Raw genomic sequence first — 16,862 nt, 5'->3', positions numbered from 1 at the left:
CTGAATATTCCAACGAAGAGATGGAGGAACCATGAGATGAGCGTACAGCGTTGTGCCCACCCGTATATTCCGAATTCTGCCCCTGAAGTCAAAGAGAAAATGCTTGCTGAAATCGGCTTTTCCAGCATCGAGGATATCTATGCGGACATTCCCGGGGAGCTCCGCCTAAAGGAAAAAATGAACATCCCGAAAGCATTGACCGAATACGAGCTGGAGCGCCACGTCAACCAACTGATGAACAAAAACAAAACCACAAAAGAAAATATCAGCTTCCTCGGCGCAGGCTGCTGGCCGCATTTTGTTCCCGCTGTCTGTGATGAAATCAACTCCCGTGCGGAGTTTGTCACAGCGTATGCTGGTGAGCCTTATGAAGACAAGGGGCGTTTTCAGGCGTTGTTCGAGTACCAAAGTCTCGTAGCTGAGCTAGTCGATATGGATGTCGTGAACGTTCCGACCTTTGACTGGGCACAGGCTGCTTCTACTGCTCTGCGCATGGCAGCGCGTATCACCAAACGCACAGAGCTACTGGTCTCGAAAAATATCCATCCCGACAAGCTCTTGATCATCAAAAACTATACCTCTCCTGATCTTACCGTCACCTTGATCGATTTTGAGAACGAAACAGGCAGACTTGACCTGAATGATCTAAAAGCAAAGCTAAGTGTAGATACAGCAGCGGTTTACTTCGAAAACCCTACCTTCCTCGGCTCTGTGGAAGTAAACGGACAAATGATTGCGGACTTGGCTCATGCAGCTGGTGCCATTTGCGTAGTCGGCGTCGATCCCATCTCTCTCGGCGTGATGGAATCTCCGGCGAATTACGGCGCGGACATCGTTTGCGGAGATTTGCAGCCGCTTGGCGTACACATGCATTACGGCGGCGGGCAATCCGGCTTTATCGCGACACATGACGATCCGACCTACGTCATGGAATATCCGTCCCGCTTGTTCGGAATCGCTCCGACAGAAGTCGAAGGCGAATACGGCTTCGGAGACGTCGCATACGACCGCACCTCTTTTGCCAAACGTGAAAAAGGCAAGGAGTCCGTCGGAACGCAAACCGCACTATGGGGCATTACCGCAGGCGTGTACCTGGCGACGATGGGACCTGTGGGCATGGAAGAAGTCGGGCAAGGAATCATGCAGCGCTCCCAATACGCAGCCAAGCAGCTCTCTTCTCTTCCTGGGGTCGAGGCCAAATTCGCCGCTCCTTTCTTCAAAGAGTTCGTGATCGACTTCTCGCAAACGGGCAAAACCGTCAAAGACATCAACGCTGCGCTTCTCGCCAAAGGAATTTTCGGCGGTGTGGATTTAACCGAACACTATCCGGAATTGGGTCAATGTGCGCTCTACTGCGTCACGGAGGTTCATACCCAGGAGGATATTGATACACTCGTTGTCGCTATGAAAAGCATTTTGTAAAAACGAAAAAGGAGGAAACCGACCATGAAAACATCCGAAGGAACAATCGACAAAATGAAACGGATTCCGAGAGACCATAAGGTACGCCGCTTCCACCAAGCGAAGTGGGATGAGCCTGTCATTTTCGAGCTGAGCCAGCCTGGCGAGCGTGGCGTCGAGGTACCACCCGTCGAGCCACAAATCGTGGAGACCGTTGGCGATGGCATCTCTCAGCTGCCAGACAGCCTGCGCCGAAAAAAACGACCGAATCTCCCCGAGATCAGTCAGTACCGCGTGATCCGTCATTACTCCCGGATTTCACAAGAGGTTCTGGGGTCGGATTTCAACGTAGAGATTGGGCAAGGCACCTGCACAATGAAATACTCACCGAAAATCAATGAACGCTTCGTGCGCTCGCCGAAAATAGCGGAGCTGCATCCGCTGCAAGACGAGTCCACTGTCCAAGGGATGCTGGAAATGACGTATCAGCTCGATTTGTACCTGCGCGAGATTTCAGGAATGGACAAATTCTCGTTCCAACCGGGCAGCGGCACACAGGCGTTGTTTACCCAAGCCTCTATCGTGCGCAAATACCACGAATCTCGCGGCGAAGGGGAGCAACGCAACGAGTTTATTACCACCCATTTTTCCCACCCATCCCAAGCCGCGACGGCAGCAGTCAAAGGCTTCAAGATCATTTATGTACCTGCTGACGAAAACGGCTACCCTGATCTGGAAGCGCTAAAGGGCCTCGTCTCGGAGCGAACCGCTGCCTTTGCCGTAGCCAATCCAGAGGATACAGGCATTTACAACTCCCGCATCAAGGAGTTCACGGACGTCGTCCACGCCGCAGGGGGGCTGTGCTGCTACGATCAAGCAAACGCCAACGGCTTGCTCGGCATTACCCGCGCGCTGGAAGCAGGCTTTGACATGTGCTTTTTCAACCTGCACAAAACCTTCTCTGTCCCACACGCTTGCGGCGGACCTGCAACAGGTGCCATCGGTGTCACTGCCGAGCTTGCGCAATTCCTGCCAGGACCGATCGTAGACTTCGACGGAGAGCGTTACTTTTATAAGCGTGATTTGAAAAACAGCATCGGGAAAGTCCGCAGCTTTTACGGCGTACCACCTGCTGTTCTGCGCTCCTACGCTTGGGTCCGTGCACTTGGTGCTGACGGCTTGAGGGAAGTTGCCGAAATCGCTTGCCTCAACAACAACTATCTCTATCACAAAATCCTGCAAATCCGCGGTGCGAGCGCGCCCTATATACAAGGCCGACGACTGGAGCAGGTTCGCTATAGCTGGCAGCAGCTAAAAGAAGACACGGGCGTCACGACATACGATGTTCAGCGCCGGATGGTCGACTTTGCCCACCATTACTGGACCAGTCACCACCCATACGTCGTGCCGGAGCCGTTTACGCTGGAACCAACGGAGTCCTATTCCATGGCAGAGCTCGACGAATACGTCGCGGCACTTACGCATATCTCGCAAGAAGCCTATGAGAATCCGGAGATCGTCAAAACAGCGCCGCATAATAGTACAGGTCACCGTGTCCTGGAGTCCGTGCTCGATGATCCTGATCAATGGTGCATCACATGGAGAGCTTATTTGAAAAAGACGGCACAAAATTAGTTCACGTTAGGGGCAGGGCGGCACGTACGCCCTCTCCCTTTTCCTATAGAGGCAGCACACTTTTTCCGTTTCCCAGCTTGGTCGGCAAGACGTATTGCACACCATATCCGTTAGGGGGATTCTCGTATGAGGAAGAAAAGTTTGTTTCCTGTCGCTCTTTTGGTAAGTTCGCTCCTATTCTCCATTTTGGGAGGCTGCGGGTCCAATGTAACAACACCACCTGCCCAAACAAATGCAAGCGCTTCCACCAACTCCTCTACTCCCTCCACTCCACCTGCACAGCCTGCTTCTGAAGTGAAACTCAAACTCGTCCATGAAGGAAAACTCACTTTTGCCATGAGCGGCCTAATTAAACCACTTAACTACAAGGACACGAATGGCGTACTGACCGGATTCGACGTGGAAATCGGCAATGAGATCGCCAAACGGATCGGACTCGAAGCCAATCCGGTGACCAATCCTTGGGAAACCATACTGCAAGGGCTGAAGGGCGGCAAATACGACGCCATTATTGGCAGCATGACGCACACAGAAGAACGTGCCAAACAAGTAGACTTCACAGACCCCTACTACATTTCTGGCGGGCAGATTTTTATTGCGGAAACAAATGAAAGCATCAAAACCAAGGACGATCTAAAAGGCAAAATCATAGGTGTTGTTCAGGCAAGCACGCACAAAGACGCCGCGGAAACCTTGACTGACAAGACAAATGTAAAAGGCTATCCCTCAGATATCTACGCCTTGCAGGATCTCCTCCCAGGTCGGGTTGACGCCGTAATCACAGACCGTGTCGTCGGCACCTCTGCGATCAAGAATCAAGGCCTGAAAATCAAAGCGACAGGCGAGGTTCTGAACAAGGAAAACATCGCGATTGCTGTCACCAAAGACAACCCTGAGCTGACCAAAAAAATCAATGAAGCCATCAAAGCCATGGTTGAAGACGGCACCTACGAGCAAATCAGCATGAAATGGTTCGGATCGAACCTGTTGAAATAACGTGGGAGGTTGAGCAGCCATGGGTTTTGTGACCAGTATCCTTGATATTTTTACGATTCATGGAAAAGCTTTTTTGGAGGCAGCTTGGGTTACCGTTTCACTCACCGCCGTATCCTTGGCGATGGCCTCTGTGATCGGACTCGTTTTCGCCTTTTTCAAAGTATCCGGGATTTTCGTCCTGCAAAAGCTGGCCGACACCTATATCTTCATCGTGCGCGGCATGCCGTTGATCGTCCAGCTCATGTTCCTCTACTACGGGATATCCAGTGTTATCGTGCTCTCTGATTTTACGGCAGGTGCACTCGCGCTTGGCATCCACTCTGGCGCTTACATTGCCGAGATTTTTCGGGGAGCCATCCAATCGATTGACCGCGGTCAGATGGAAGCTGCCCGTTCACTCGGGATGCCGTACAGTCTGGCGATGCGCCGAATTGTTTTGCCACAAGCCTTCAAACGGGCCATTCCGCCGCTTGGCAATCAGTTCATCATCGGGTTAAAAGACTCTTCACTCGTCGCGTACATTGCCGTTACAGAGCTGTTTAACCGTGCCTTGTCTGCACAGGCGGAGAATTTCATGCCTTTTGAAACGTACTTCGTCGTCGGACTGTATTACCTCGCGCTTGTCGCTATCTTTTCCTTTATTTTAAACCGTGTGGAAAAACGTCTCGATACTGGCACAACGCCCGTCAGCACTCCGAAACCAAAAGAGGTGGCAGCATGATCAAGGTACGCAATCTGGCCAAGTCATTCGGGAACCTGCATGTGCTCAAAAACATCACGCTGTCGATTCAAAAATCAGAAGTGGTTGTGTTGATCGGAGCGAGTGGGTCAGGAAAAAGCACGCTACTCAGATGTCTGAACTTTCTGGAAATAAAAGACAAAGGCGATATCGAGATCAACCATCAGGTCATCGATGTCAAAAACAGTGATTTGAACAAAGTACGCGAGCATGTCGGAATGGTTTTTCAGCATTTTAATCTGTTCCCGCATATGACCGTGCTGGAAAACGTGATCGAAGCACCGATCTACGTCAAAAGGAAAACCAAGACGGAAGCAACCGCAAAAGCCATGGAGCTATTAAGCCGCGTCGGACTGACAGACAAAGCAAACGCATATCCCGAGCAGCTCTCCGGCGGGCAGAAGCAGCGTGTCGCGATTGCCCGTGCCCTGGCGATGGAGCCCGATATTATGCTGTTTGATGAGCCTACTTCTGCCTTGGACCCCGAGTTGGTAGGCGAGGTGCTCGCTACCATGAAAGACCTCGCTCGCGATGGCATGACAATGGTCGTCGTCACGCACGAAATGGGCTTTGCCCGCGAGGTAGCTGACCGAGTCATTATGCTAGCGGACGGAGAAATGGTCGAAGAAGCTCATCCCCATGAGCTTTTCACGAATCCAAAGCATGAACGTACCAAACGATTTTTACAACAAATTTTGTAAGCCAAAGACGAGGTGGAACCCATGCTACAAAGCCGTGAATCGATCCTGCAATTGACCGATGAACTAGTCAGCATTGAAAGTATCGTGAACACGACAGGCGAAATCGCCGTTGCTACCCATCTGCACGAGCATCTGAAGTCATTCCCCTATTTTCAAAAGCATCCAGATCAGTTGCTTCTCTCCCGCACAGTCAACGACGAGGTAGAGCGCTACAACGTTCTTGCTTTTGTCAGAGGAACCAAGGAGCCGAGCGCCAAAACCGTTATTTTGATGGGGCACACGGATACGGTCGGCATCGAGGATTACAACCATCTGAAGGACAAAGCCTGCCATCCGACTGCACTCATGGACGCCTTGAAAGATGAACCACTGCCTGCACTGGTGAGTGAGCAGCTGAAGTCAGGTGATTGGCATTTTGGGCGTGGCGTGCTCGATATGAAAAGCGGCGTAGCGAGCCACGTCTACTTGCTGAAGTACTATTCCGAGCACCCGGAAGAGCTGGCGGGCAATCTCCTACTGCTTGCCGAATGCGACGAAGAAGACAGCTCGCATGGCGTCCTCTCCTCCTTGAAGGATTTGAAAAAATGGCGAGAGGAGCAAGGGTTTGATTATATCGCGCTGATCAACTCTGACTTCGTCGCCCCGCGCTACGATGGAGACCCGAATCGCTATATCTATAAAGGAACTGTCGGCAAGCTGCTGCCTTCCTTTTATATCACGGGCTACGAGACACATGCGGGCTCTGCTTTCGAGGGGCTCGATCCCAACTTTATCGCCGCAGAGCTGACCCGTCAGATCAGCTACAATCCTGACCTGTGCGACGAAGCATACGGCGAGACACCTGTCCCTCCTGTATCGTTGAAGCAGACGGACTTCAAGCCGACCTACACGATCCAGACCGCCCTATCGGCGTACGTCTATTACAATTTCTTCATCCATTCCTGGTCTCCGAAGCAAGTCTTGGCGCTACTGAAGGAGCAAGCCGAGATCGCTTTTGAAAACGCACTGACTCTGTTGCGTGAGCGTCACCGCCGCTTCTGTGAGAAGAGCGGTCAAGCTTGGACTCCACTCCCTTGGAAGACGAGAGTTTTGATCTACGAGGATATGAAAAAAGAGCTGATCGCCGAGCATGGGGACGCCTTCCTCTCGCACATGAAGCAGTTTAAAGAGGCGCTTTTGCAAGACAAATCCTTGGATGTACGCATGTTCTCAGCTCGTGTGGTTGAGGAGGAGGTCAAGTGGATGAAGGACAGAAGCCCTGCAATCATTCTGTTCTACTCCTCTCTCTACTCTCCCCGCATCGAGCTCGTTGGCAAAGATGAACGGGAGCAAAACTTGATAGATGCATTGGAGCAAGCCGTTGCAGCTGTCCAGTCTGATTATGCACACCCTATCGTGACGCGCAACTTTTTCCCGTACGTTTGCGATATGAGCTGCGTAGCCCTCTCAGACGATGAGGAAGGCATTCTCGCGATCGAAGAGAACAATCCGAGCTGGGGCAGCAAGCATCACGTCGAGTATCAGGACATTCGAGACATCAATGTACCGTGCATCAACATCGGTCCGTATGGGTACGATGCACATAACCGTTTCGAACGGATGGAGATTACGTATTCTACCGAAGTGGTACCTTCTGTGACGAACGAGATTATCAAGCGACTGTTGAAATAATGAAAACGCCAGCTCCGATTACGACGGGTGCTGGCGTCCTTTTTTTGTTCTCGAATTTTTTCAGAACCGGTTCGGAAACTGCTTGATGATACCCGCTGTCAGCACATCGGCAAACGCGATAATGTGATCCTCACCTTGATCAAATGCAGCAATATCCGATTCCCAGTCCTTTTTCAATCTCGCCTGGAGATTATCATTGAGCAGCTTCAGATGCGTGTACATCATCTCTTTTAGTTCCTTCTCTGTCCAATTGGGGTTGGCGCTGCTTAAGAACTTGGCGATATCATCCGCATTCCGGTGCCATTCCTTGGTGAACTTTTCTACACCAGCCTGATCACCTTTTTTGGCTGCATCAATGATTTTGCCGCCTATCATAATATGCTCCGTCAGCAATTCGGTAAGCTTTTTACCTGCTTGCTCTCCGTAAAATGGCTTCATTGCGTTCCCGATATCCACCTGGTTTTTCAAGAGACGTGCAAGTATGGCGTCTTTGTCTTCCAGCCCTGCCAAGGCGCTGACCATATATTGATGGTCCCATTGCAAATGGTCGATCCAGAGCTTTCTCATATCCCCTTGCAGCTTTACTTCTTTCGGCTTTATACATTCTGCCTGCTGTACATTTCCTTGTGATTCCTTGGCTTCTGCCATGCCCGGCACACCAAGTAAAGCGAGGCACATCAATAACAGCGTTACTTTTTTGAGTAGTAAAGTCATTTATTCCTTCTCCTTTTCTGGTAAATAGTGAATCCCGCTGTTATTTTGAGCAAATTTGGCTTTTTCATGCGTCTAACACATCTGCGCTGCAAATTGACACTTGTCGGAAGCATCCTTATAGTTGTCTTATCAACAGTTGCTCTGACTGCTTAACCTAGGAGGTTTCGCAATGAAATTGGATGAGTATATCGGCGTCATCGTGAAACGAACGGATTTAAAACTGAACAACTATTATCAAAAAGTATGCAACCCGTATAACATCACCATCGATCAGTGGATGATTTTTGTCGTGCTATGGGAAGAAGAAGGTCTGACCCAGAACGAGTTGGCTGAACGCACCTATAAGGATAAAACGAATATCGCGCGGATGCTCTTTCTCATGGAGGAAAGAGGATTTATTCATCGCGAAACAGATAAAAAGGATCGCCGCTCCCTTCGTGTCTATCTGACGGAAAAAGGGCGACTTTTAAAAGACGAGGTCCTTCCTCCCTCCATTGAAGCGTACGAGAAAACCATTGCAGGATTGACCGAAGAAGAAGTGAACCAATTTCGAAGAACACTCAATATCATTTATGAGAACGTGAAAAACTTGTAAAAACAAAACATATTGCAGGATGTCATTTTTTGTATATAATTAGTTGTTGTAGCAACAGTTTTTATAACAACTTTCAAAGCAAAATATATACAAAAAAGGAGTGAAAATGATGAGCACAGAAGGGATTTGGAGCACGCATTACCGGGCATTGACGATTGGGATTATTCTGGTAGTGACTGCTACAGCATTTGAAGGCTTGGCTGTCACGACAATCGCCCCCGCTCTTTCCCGAGAGCTGCAGGGTGAGGATCTTTATGGGTGGGTATTCAGTGCATATTTGTTGGCTCAGTTGATAGGAACCGTGGTCACAGGTCAATTCGTCGATAGAAAAGGGCCTGCCCAGCCTTTTATTGTCACTATCGTGCTCTTTGCTGTTGGCATTGTCGTTGCTGCAATTGCGCCTGATATGCTTACTTTACTGCTTGGGCGAGTGATGCAAGGATTCGGTGCCGGTGCCTTGGTCAATTGCGTGTATACCATGATTACTTTGCGTTACCCCGATTCCCTTCGCCCTCAGATTCTCGCTGTCTTCTCCAGCGCTTATATCCTTCCAGGCCTGTTCGGACCGTATGTCGCCGGGATTATTGCTGAACAGTTGTCCTGGAGATATGTCTTCTGGTTGATCCTTCCCTTTATCTTTCTGTCTGCACTCTTAACCACCCCCTCTTTCCGAGGCTTACAGCCGCCACAAGCAAGCGCGGCAAACAATCGCAGTCTTCTTCTGCCCTTTTTCTTGGCCTTAGGGACTGGTGCCTTGCTTTTTGGACTCGGCAAAATTCCCTCGATCTACGGTTTCCTGCTATCCATCGCAGGTTTGCTTACCCTCAGTGTGCCTTTATATAAGCTGATGCCTGAAGGAACACTCCGCGCACGCCCAGGCTTACCTGCTGTCATCGCATCTCGGGGTCTGTTTGTCGCTGCCTATTACGGCACACAAACGTATCTCGTCCTTGGACTCACTTCGATTTTAGGATTAACCGCTGACAAAGCTGGTTTAGCTGTTGCCTCCGCAGCAATCAGTTGGTCGCTGGCAGCTAATGTACAAGCAAGGCTGGACAAAAAAGACCAAGGGGCTGGTCGAAAAAAACGAATTATCATCGGTCTCGTCATTATGCTCATCGGAGTAGCTGGCACTGTACCGCTGACATTGATTCAACAAGACCTTTTCGGGATCGTGGTCGCGATTTTTAGCCAGATCATTATGGGTTTCGGAATCGGTTTGGCTCACCCGACAAGCGGTGCTATTGCGTTTTCTCTTGCAAAACCTGGTGAAGAAGGAAAAGTATCTGCTGAACTATCTATCGCCGATACGTTCACGCCAGCAATTGTCATTGGAGTGGGAGGAGCCATTGTATCTGTGATGACTGCTTTTGCGTTTTCACTTTCTGTTGGTATTACCGCTTCCCTGCTCCTTCAGACGTTCATCGTCCTACTGGGGCTGGTATCTGCTGCCCGACTGGCGACACGTTCCTTACCTGTTCAAGAAAAAAGGGACACTTTGGGGTAGCCTCACGAAACGGATCGTACGCTTGTGGCAAACGTGACCACACCCCCTGTAGGAAAACCTACAGGGGGTTATTCATCTTATCAGGGCCAATCTCCTGTATACGTATGGTTTCATGGATTTTATGTAAGAAATTGAATTGCCTGACTTAAGGAGGTAGCTGTAATACGGAATCAAAAGCTCCCCCGCTTACCTTTTGAGCCAGTAGTCTTTAACCCTGAGGATCGCCGTATAGAATGACTCGCGCAATGCCGATAAAGTATTCAGATTCCCTAATGATATGATCGAGTATCGTTTTAGCTATCGGATTATTCTTAGCAGCTGAACTATCCATTTTAATCTGACGGCACAGTTCAATAAATTTCATGCTTTCATCTAGGCAGTATGTTACAAGCTGGATCACCTGTTGATGAAGCTGGGCAGGAACATATTGACTGCGAATCACCGATTCTACGTAACTCACGACTTCTTGATGAGTTCCCGTCAGAGCTTGCTCCCATTGTTTTAGCGCTTCCACATATTGGTTCTCCAAATTTGTTAGAGCCTCTCGAATGACAACAGTGTGCTCGCTCTCTTGCATTTTCCAAAATTCCGCTTCATCCAAAATTCGCAGTGGCATTTGCTGACCATAATAAAATTGCATCCCCATCCTCCCCTATTTTAGAATGCTCTCTTCTCACAATATGGGGAAAACGCGAGGGTTATGATTTGGATTACCACAATGCTCCATCCGTGCTGACATTGTATGACCGTAGCTTTGAAGTGGGCGATTCTATTCAGCCCCCTGCTTGTACCGGTTTTGTAATTCCTCGAGGCTTTTGTCTATCTTGTAGAATCGTCTCTCCAGCCGATCCTGGACTACTCTGGGCAATTCATTTTTCAAAATGTGTACAATATAAAACAGGGTTCCGATAATGATGAACATACTCAATATCAAGGTGATTTCTGGCGTAATGATAAAAAAGCAAACACCGCCTATCAAAACCGTCAGTAGAATGTATCCAAACCATCTCCCCATGGCTCACTCCCCCTTTACGATTCATAAACCACCTATATTTTACCAAACCATATAATCACTTGTCCTTGAAAAAAGGGTGCCCCTCGCGTAGTGATACCTACGTGGGAACACCCTGCTCTATTCCATCATGTAACCTTTACCCAATAATCTTGGTCTTTTTCGCATTCTCCATCGACTTTTCAATGATTCCGCTCAGCGGACGCTTCAGCGCGAGCGCCACAAACAGGCTGATACCGATAAAGCCGAATAGTACGAGTATATCCCGGATCGCCGTTTCCCAGAGGATGCCGCCCACTCCTTCACGCAACAGGCTGATCGCATACGTGAAGGGCATGTATGGGTTAAGCGCTTGGAAAAACGGTGAAGTCATGCTGATCGGGAACGTACCGCCCGAGCTGGAAAATTGGAACACCATGAAGATGATCGCGATGCCTTTGCCCACGTTGCCGAAAACGGACACCAGCGTATACGTAATCGTGACGAACACCAGGCTGACCAGCATGCCGAATAACACAAACGGTGCTTTATCCGCTACATAGGCCCCGAGGATGTAAATATCACCGAGCGTAACGAACAACGCCTGAAGCAATCCAATTGTCACAAACGTTCCCAAGCGGCCCAGGTACAACTGATACGGCTTGTACACTCCGTCTGGATTTTCCGCATTCGGCTTCAGCAGAGAAATCAACAAGGTCGCGCCTACCCAGAGAGACAACACACCGTAAAACGGTGACATGGCCGAACCGTAATTCGGAATCGGGTAGAGGCGGTTTTCCTTGATCTGCACGGGACTTGCAAGGAATTCGCTCTCTTTTTTAATGTCGCCGCGCAATAGCTTGGCAAGATCGGCGAAGTGGTTGTTCGCCTCGACCTCTCTCAGCTTGTCAGCCGCCTGCCCAATGGCACTCTCCAGCTTGGGCAGATCATCGCGAACCAATGCGGCAACTCTGTGGACGCCCGCCTCCACCTCCGGGAGCTTGTAGCGCACAAAATCAGCCAGCTTGGTCAAATCCGCCTCCGCCTTGGGCAGATCGTTCTGGACGAATGCCGCTGCCTCGTCGAGCTTTTTCCCGATGGCAGGAAGATTGCTCTTCAGGAATGGAGCTGCTACGCGAATGGCATTTGCAAAAGCATCCGACTTGCTTCTGAGCGTTTGCGCGAGCTCGTGGACCTTCGCCCGTATTTGCGGCATCTCCTGCTGGATTCGTTTCAATTCTGCCAATCCCAGCTCCAAGCCCGTCTTTGTCTCTTGGAGAATCGCTTCGATATCCGGAAGTTTTTCTTGGGCTTTATGCAGTAGATCGGCAGATTCTCCTGTGATCACCTTCAGCCTTTCAATGCCCTCGGATATTTTCGGGACGATTTCGCTATCGTAACGGGACAGGATGTCTCCCAATTCCGCGCTGACGTTTTTCGAGAGCTGATTCAGACTCTCGACCAAGTCTTTCGCAGGCTGCTTACCGTTCTCCAGCGCGCTTGCAATCATGCCGAGAATCTCGATTTGCCGGTTCATTCTGTTCTCAATCGTGCGCAGCCTCTCTGCGAAAGGACTCAATGGCTGTCCGGGAATATAACTGTTTACTTTCTCTACAAGCGATGCGGTATGCCCCAAAACATTCACGGCTCTGGATAACCTGTCTTTCACGGCATTTACCTCACTCGCAGTAGGCAAGCGGTCCGGATTGATTTGCAACAGCTTGTCTGTGAGTTGTGTGAGCGCATCAGATGCTTGCTGGGCTAAGATGAGATTTTGCTTGATCAGCGGTGCAATCGTTTCAAAAGCACCATCATGCTTCATAAAAAAGTCATTGAGCTGATCGGCAACAGCCGCGCCTTTCTCGGTCAGATCAGCGATACGCGGCAGCGCATCTTGAGCAGCCGAAACGATCTCAATGGCCTGACTCGCCTTTTCTGTGGCCGTAGTCACAGCGTTTGCGACTTTATCAAAATTTTGATCCAGCTCTTCAATTCGTCCAACCGCTTGCTCAATCACCGGCAGCTTGTCTTCCATCGCGATAATGACAGACGCCGCCTCATTGATTTTCGGCCAGTTTTGCTGAATTTTGAGCACGGCCTGTCCAGCTTGATTGATCTCCGGGATTCTTTTTTCCACTTCCAGAATGATCTGCGCTTTCTCGTGAATCTCGGGAAGTTTCTTCTCAATCTCCAATACTTTTTGCCCTGCGGCACGAATCTCGGGCAGGCTCTTTTCCAGTTGGAAAACGCCACTCTCGATTTTGCGGATGGTCGGCAATTGCTCTTCAATTTTAATGCCGATCTCTGTAAGCTTCGTCAGCAAGGCTTCACTGACGCTTTCCGTAAAACTCTCGTTGATCTGCTTGGCAATCGCCGAAACACCTGACGAGGTGATTTTGGGAGCGACGGCGTTCACCTTTTCATTGACCGTATAGATCACTTCGGGCTTTTCCAGGTTGCCGTGGACAATTCCCGTGATTTTTGTGGAAAAGTCAGCCGGGATCAGGATGCTGGCATAGTAATCACCCCGCTCTACGCCCCGTCTGGCCTCTTCTTTGTCCACAAAGGTCCACCCTAATTTCTGGTTGTTCTGCAAGCTCTTCACAAGCTCGTCTCCGATGTTGATCTTGTGATCGCCAACCGTGGCTCCCTGATCCTCGCTCGTCACCGCCACCTTGACTCCTTGCGTATTGGCGTAAGGGTCCCATACCGATTTGATGTTGATCCAATCGTATAAGCAAGGGAGGAGAATGATGGCGATGATCAGAAAAATCCCAGTCGGGACCTTGAAAATGTTAATCCAGTCTGTTTTGTAAATCTTCCATATAGACCGCATGTATGTACCACCTGGTAGGAAAGAATGGATGAAGCATGACACTTACATGACAGTTTACCATGAAAGGAAATGGTCGGGAATGAGCTGTCAGTAGTAGCATGAGCTGCTGCACGCCAATTTATGAAGGACAAAAGCGATGGCTTCCTCAATGCGCTGGACTTACGATGTCAAAGCTCCAATCCACATTTTCATACCTTTTTATAAGCTTATTAGCTGTAATCGTGACCGGTTGATTCTCCCTCCCTTTCCCTTTCGGAAAATTATGGATGATAATCGTTCTTGCATGTGGACGCTTGCTGTCCTTGGATTCATCGTTTTTCTCCATGTTGACATTGCCTAATCCAACGGCATCCATTCGATAGTACTCTACCGTGTCCTTGTGGTAGGTGGTCTCTGCCTCAATGATACCGACGTACCCGGATGTACCGGTATCTGGATCAGGATCGGGCTCGATGCGAAACGACTTCAAGACAAACGTATTCCCTTCATTTGTAAAGGTTACGGGCTGCTCGTTGAGCTTTGCAGGTGTAAAAGTCATGAGCAAATCGGATGGTTCTGCCTTCTGGATGTAGAGAGTACGATACGTCAGCTTTTTATTTGGTTCAATCGGACCGTAAAACTCGCCATCCGCCCCGTTTGTATCCATCACAACCTTGCCTGTCTCATCGACGATTTCCCACATGACTATCGCATTCGGTCTGATGGAATCCCAGACTTCTTGGGCGGTGACCTTGTCCGGGTAAAGCGAATTGTGAACCTTCATTCTTGCTTCCGCTTTCGACTTCATACGCGCCTTCACTTGCTCATTCATCTTAGAGGAGAGGATCAGCTTCGATTCCATCGGTGTCAGCACTAGTCTGTCAGCCTCCAAGATATACCCTTGCGGAGAGGTGTATGTTTTCTTAATCGGGATCGTTTGCGTGGCCGATTTGCTTTTTTCCAGAGAGACGGGAATTTTCATATGCCAGTTTCCGTAGGTGGGATTTACCTTCTCTTCGTCTTCTGTAGATGAATCGTCGCGCAAATCCACTCTGTTTACTTTCAGGTTGAGAATCAAATCATTTGGAACGTTCTCCGGTAGATACAACGTCTCTAAGTCGTATGAATGCTGCACTTCCGTTCCGATGTACTTCCCGTTTTTGTCAGACAGAAAAATCCGGTTGTCCTTGTTTTCAAACTCAATCGAAGCTTCCAGCTCCTTCTGTTGTTCCGTGAAAAATCGAATCGACACATACATCTTTAATGGATCGACCAAAATCTCATCTACCAGTACGGTAATGCCTTGATCCGTGACTGTTTGATTCACTTTTTGAGAAAAGCCCAGATCGCCTCCACGCTTCATTTCCACGATAAACGACTCGGAAAAAATTGATTTGACATAGTGAGCGAGCGTCGGAGATGAAACGACACCCACTGTCAGGGCAAGCAGCAATAAGGCTGCAGGAATACCTGCTCTTTGCCATAGACGGTTGCCTGACCATTTTTTTCGGCGGATCGGTCCTTGTTTTTGCTCTTCTACCTGTAAAATTTCCACCATGACTTTCTCGGTGAAAGGTTCCGAGGCAGATACGATCGGCCAAGGTTTACTTAGGTCGGCATCTACTTCGTCTACTTCCTGAAGCAGCATGGACTGACAATGCTCACAACCAGCGATATGGTCCTGAAGCTGTCTTCCCTCTTCATGTGAAAGCTCTCGGTCGACTTGATTGATCAGCCTGACACAATCAGCACATTTCATGAAGCTCCCCCCTTTTCCCCATGAGTTCACGCAGCTTTTTCTTTGCGCGGTACAAGTGAACCTGTACGGTTGTCACCGGCACTTGCATCGTCTCAGCAATTTCTTGATAACTCAGCTCTTCAAAATAACGCAGCGTAAGTACGATCCGGTAATGGGAAGCGAGCTCTTCCATGACAGCGAATAGCTCGTTTTGTTTTTCAAGCGCCAAGTAAAACGACTCCGGATTTTCTTCGCAGATATGAGCCGTATTGGACTCTTGCAAAGGTACGCTCGGATGCTTCTCGACCCTCCGCCATGCTTGCAAACAACAATTGATCGCGATTTTGTTTAACCAAGCTGAAAATGAACGGCTTGCATCGTATTGCTGCAAGCTTTTATACGCATTGACGAATGCTGACTGTGCGAAATCTTCTGCATCCTCTGGGGAATTGCCCATCCGCACGAGTAACGAGCACACCCTGTTTTTGTACTTGTTCACAAGGTGGGCAAAGGCATGCGGGTCGCCTCCCAAGACTTGCTTCACCCACTCTTGATCCTCCTCCATGAACTGTCGCTCCCTTCTATTTCTATCACCAGACATTCCGTTCACTTCTACTGTCCAGCAATCATTCTACCTTTACTATGAAAAGATCGGTTTTTTTCTTACAAGGATGGATAATTTTTTTCCGAATAGAAAAAAGCCATCTTTCTCTCCAAAGTGATATTATCCCCTTTGAGTAGACAGTGTAAAAAGCCCGCTCACCTAACGGTGGGTGGTACACTCTACTTGGAGGGGATTTTCTCATGGCTAAAAAAGGTCAAACATTCAAGCGTTATTCCGAGGAGTTTAAGCTGAGGGCAGTAAACATGTATCAACAGGGAGAGATGGGTTCTAAAGCAATAGCTAAGGAATTAGGGATACCTAGTAAAACACAAGTTCTACAATGGGTCCGAAAGAAGAATAAAGGCGAAGGTTTTGTGGATCAAAGAGGAAAGAATGGTTCTAGTGACACCCCATTTGTTGGTCGTCCAAGAACCAAGTTTGCTACTGTGGAAGAAGAAAGGGACTATCTAAAGGCGCAGGTAGAATACCTAAAAAAGCGCAATCCCAATCTGCATCTGGGGGGAAGGTATGGAAAATAACTCGCTTTACGATCATAGACGAGCTGCGTAAAAAATATCCACTAACGTGGTTGGTAGAAATTGCGCAAGTGTCACGGTCGGGTTTTTACAAATGGCTTAGCACCAAAGGAAAGCCGTCAACAAGAAATGAGTTAGATCAGATTCTGAAAAAGCATATGATGGCGATTCATTTGGAGCATCCATACTATGGTTATCCACGAATGCAGGTAGCATTAA

Annotated in this window: 15 protein-coding genes; 9 read left to right on the top strand and 6 right to left on the bottom strand. The window is 49.0% G+C overall.

The window, feature by feature from the left end:
* Positions 1-36 precede the first annotated feature (36 nt).
* The 6 genes from gcvPA to FB479_RS14000 all read left to right on the top strand — a co-directional run bounded on the left by gcvPA (position 37) and on the right by FB479_RS14000 (position 7,143).
* Positions 37-1,422 carry an aminomethyl-transferring glycine dehydrogenase subunit GcvPA gene (gene gcvPA, locus FB479_RS14025; protein WP_142065716.1) on the top strand — a complete coding sequence of 462 codons (1,386 nt, stop codon included), beginning with the start codon at positions 37-39 and terminating at the stop codon, positions 1,420-1,422.
* Positions 1,423-1,446: 24 nt separating this feature from the next.
* Positions 1,447-3,036 (top strand): aminomethyl-transferring glycine dehydrogenase subunit GcvPB, encoded by a 1,590-nt coding sequence (gene gcvPB, locus FB479_RS14020; RefSeq protein WP_142065715.1) that lies wholly within the window; start codon positions 1,447-1,449, stop codon positions 3,034-3,036.
* 126 nt (positions 3,037-3,162) lie between these two features.
* Entirely contained in the window at positions 3,163-4,032 is an 870-nt protein-coding gene (locus FB479_RS14015) for an ABC transporter substrate-binding protein (protein ID WP_142065714.1), read from the top strand.
* 19 nt (positions 4,033-4,051) lie between these two features.
* Positions 4,052-4,753 (top strand): amino acid ABC transporter permease, encoded by a 702-nt coding sequence (locus tag FB479_RS14010; RefSeq protein ID WP_142065713.1) that lies wholly within the window; start codon positions 4,052-4,054, stop codon positions 4,751-4,753.
* Entirely contained in the window at positions 4,750-5,472 is a 723-nt protein-coding gene (locus FB479_RS14005; RefSeq protein ID WP_142065712.1) for an amino acid ABC transporter ATP-binding protein, read from the top strand. The genes FB479_RS14010 and FB479_RS14005 overlap by 4 nt, the downstream gene beginning before the upstream one ends.
* A 21-nt stretch (positions 5,473-5,493) precedes the next feature.
* On the top strand, positions 5,494-7,143 hold the full coding sequence (locus FB479_RS14000; protein ID WP_142065711.1) for a M20/M25/M40 family metallo-hydrolase: 1,650 nt from the start codon (positions 5,494-5,496) through the stop codon (positions 7,141-7,143).
* Positions 7,144-7,203: 60 nt separating this feature from the next.
* Here the strand turns inward: FB479_RS14000 and FB479_RS13995 are convergent, their stop codons facing one another.
* Positions 7,204-7,857 (bottom strand): glycosyltransferase, encoded by a 654-nt coding sequence (locus tag FB479_RS13995; protein ID WP_142065710.1) that lies wholly within the window; start codon positions 7,855-7,857, stop codon positions 7,204-7,206.
* A 169-nt stretch (positions 7,858-8,026) separates the two neighbouring features.
* Between FB479_RS13995 and FB479_RS13990 the strand changes: the two genes are divergently transcribed.
* Both FB479_RS13990 and FB479_RS13985 read left to right on the top strand, forming a co-directional pair.
* Positions 8,027-8,452 carry a MarR family winged helix-turn-helix transcriptional regulator gene (locus tag FB479_RS13990; RefSeq protein WP_056489008.1) on the top strand — a complete coding sequence of 142 codons (426 nt, stop codon included), beginning with the start codon at positions 8,027-8,029 and terminating at the stop codon, positions 8,450-8,452.
* Positions 8,453-8,561: 109 nt separating this feature from the next.
* Complete coding sequence (locus FB479_RS13985; protein WP_142065982.1) at positions 8,562-9,959, top strand: MFS transporter; 1,398 nt, start codon at positions 8,562-8,564, stop codon at positions 9,957-9,959.
* Between the two features lie 208 nt (positions 9,960-10,167).
* Here FB479_RS13985 and FB479_RS13980 read toward each other — a convergent pair whose 3' ends face one another.
* The 5 genes from FB479_RS13980 to FB479_RS13960 all read right to left on the bottom strand — a co-directional run bounded on the left by FB479_RS13980 (position 10,168) and on the right by FB479_RS13960 (position 16,068).
* On the bottom strand, positions 10,168-10,599 hold the full coding sequence (locus FB479_RS13980; RefSeq protein ID WP_106657256.1) for a DUF2935 domain-containing protein: 432 nt from the start codon (positions 10,597-10,599) through the stop codon (positions 10,168-10,170).
* 129 nt (positions 10,600-10,728) lie between these two features.
* A complete protein-coding gene (locus FB479_RS13975; RefSeq protein ID WP_142065709.1) occupies positions 10,729-10,974 on the bottom strand; it encodes a hypothetical protein in 246 nt (81 codons plus the stop codon).
* Between the two features lie 136 nt (positions 10,975-11,110).
* Positions 11,111-13,786: a YhgE/Pip domain-containing protein gene (locus tag FB479_RS13970; protein ID WP_142065708.1), complete on the bottom strand. Its 2,676-nt coding sequence runs from the start codon at positions 13,784-13,786 to the stop codon at positions 11,111-11,113.
* Positions 13,787-13,931: 145 nt separating this feature from the next.
* Entirely contained in the window at positions 13,932-15,524 is a 1,593-nt protein-coding gene (locus FB479_RS13965) for a DUF4179 domain-containing protein (RefSeq protein ID WP_142065707.1), read from the bottom strand.
* Positions 15,511-16,068 (bottom strand): RNA polymerase sigma factor, encoded by a 558-nt coding sequence (locus FB479_RS13960; protein ID WP_142065706.1) that lies wholly within the window; start codon positions 16,066-16,068, stop codon positions 15,511-15,513. The genes FB479_RS13965 and FB479_RS13960 overlap by 14 nt, the downstream gene beginning before the upstream one ends.
* A 239-nt stretch (positions 16,069-16,307) precedes the next feature.
* Here FB479_RS13960 and FB479_RS13955 point away from each other — a divergent pair, with 239 nt between their 5' ends.
* Positions 16,308-16,646, top strand: a complete 339-nt coding sequence (locus FB479_RS13955; RefSeq protein WP_142065705.1) for a helix-turn-helix domain-containing protein — start codon at positions 16,308-16,310, stop codon at positions 16,644-16,646.
* The last annotated feature ends 216 nt before the right edge of the window (positions 16,647-16,862 follow it).

Origin of the sequence: Brevibacillus sp. AG162 (assembly GCF_006715575.1) — a bacterium.
Lineage (GTDB): Bacteria > Bacillota > Bacilli > Brevibacillales > Brevibacillaceae > Brevibacillus > Brevibacillus brevis.
This window is presented reverse-complemented; position numbering and strand designations above follow the sequence as displayed.

Coding starts and splice junctions, on each gene's coding strand:
- gcvPA (WP_142065716.1), top strand. CDS start 37: ATGAGCGTACAGCGTTGTGCCCACCCGTATATTCCGAATTCTGCCCCT.
- gcvPB (WP_142065715.1), top strand. CDS start 1,447: ATGAAAACATCCGAAGGAACAATCGACAAAATGAAACGGATTCCGAGA.
- FB479_RS14015 (WP_142065714.1), top strand. CDS start 3,163: ATGAGGAAGAAAAGTTTGTTTCCTGTCGCTCTTTTGGTAAGTTCGCTC.
- FB479_RS14010 (WP_142065713.1), top strand. CDS start 4,052: ATGGGTTTTGTGACCAGTATCCTTGATATTTTTACGATTCATGGAAAA.
- FB479_RS14005 (WP_142065712.1), top strand. CDS start 4,750: ATGATCAAGGTACGCAATCTGGCCAAGTCATTCGGGAACCTGCATGTG.
- FB479_RS14000 (WP_142065711.1), top strand. CDS start 5,494: ATGCTACAAAGCCGTGAATCGATCCTGCAATTGACCGATGAACTAGTC.
- FB479_RS13995 (WP_142065710.1), bottom strand. CDS start 7,857: ATGACTTTACTACTCAAAAAAGTAACGCTGTTATTGATGTGCCTCGCT.
- FB479_RS13990 (WP_056489008.1), top strand. CDS start 8,027: ATGAAATTGGATGAGTATATCGGCGTCATCGTGAAACGAACGGATTTA.
- FB479_RS13985 (WP_142065982.1), top strand. CDS start 8,562: ATGAGCACAGAAGGGATTTGGAGCACGCATTACCGGGCATTGACGATT.
- FB479_RS13980 (WP_106657256.1), bottom strand. CDS start 10,599: ATGCAATTTTATTATGGTCAGCAAATGCCACTGCGAATTTTGGATGAA.
- FB479_RS13975 (WP_142065709.1), bottom strand. CDS start 10,974: ATGGGGAGATGGTTTGGATACATTCTACTGACGGTTTTGATAGGCGGT.
- FB479_RS13970 (WP_142065708.1), bottom strand. CDS start 13,786: ATGCGGTCTATATGGAAGATTTACAAAACAGACTGGATTAACATTTTC.
- FB479_RS13965 (WP_142065707.1), bottom strand. CDS start 15,524: ATGAAATGTGCTGATTGTGTCAGGCTGATCAATCAAGTCGACCGAGAG.
- FB479_RS13960 (WP_142065706.1), bottom strand. CDS start 16,068: ATGGAGGAGGATCAAGAGTGGGTGAAGCAAGTCTTGGGAGGCGACCCG.
- FB479_RS13955 (WP_142065705.1), top strand. CDS start 16,308: ATGGCTAAAAAAGGTCAAACATTCAAGCGTTATTCCGAGGAGTTTAAG.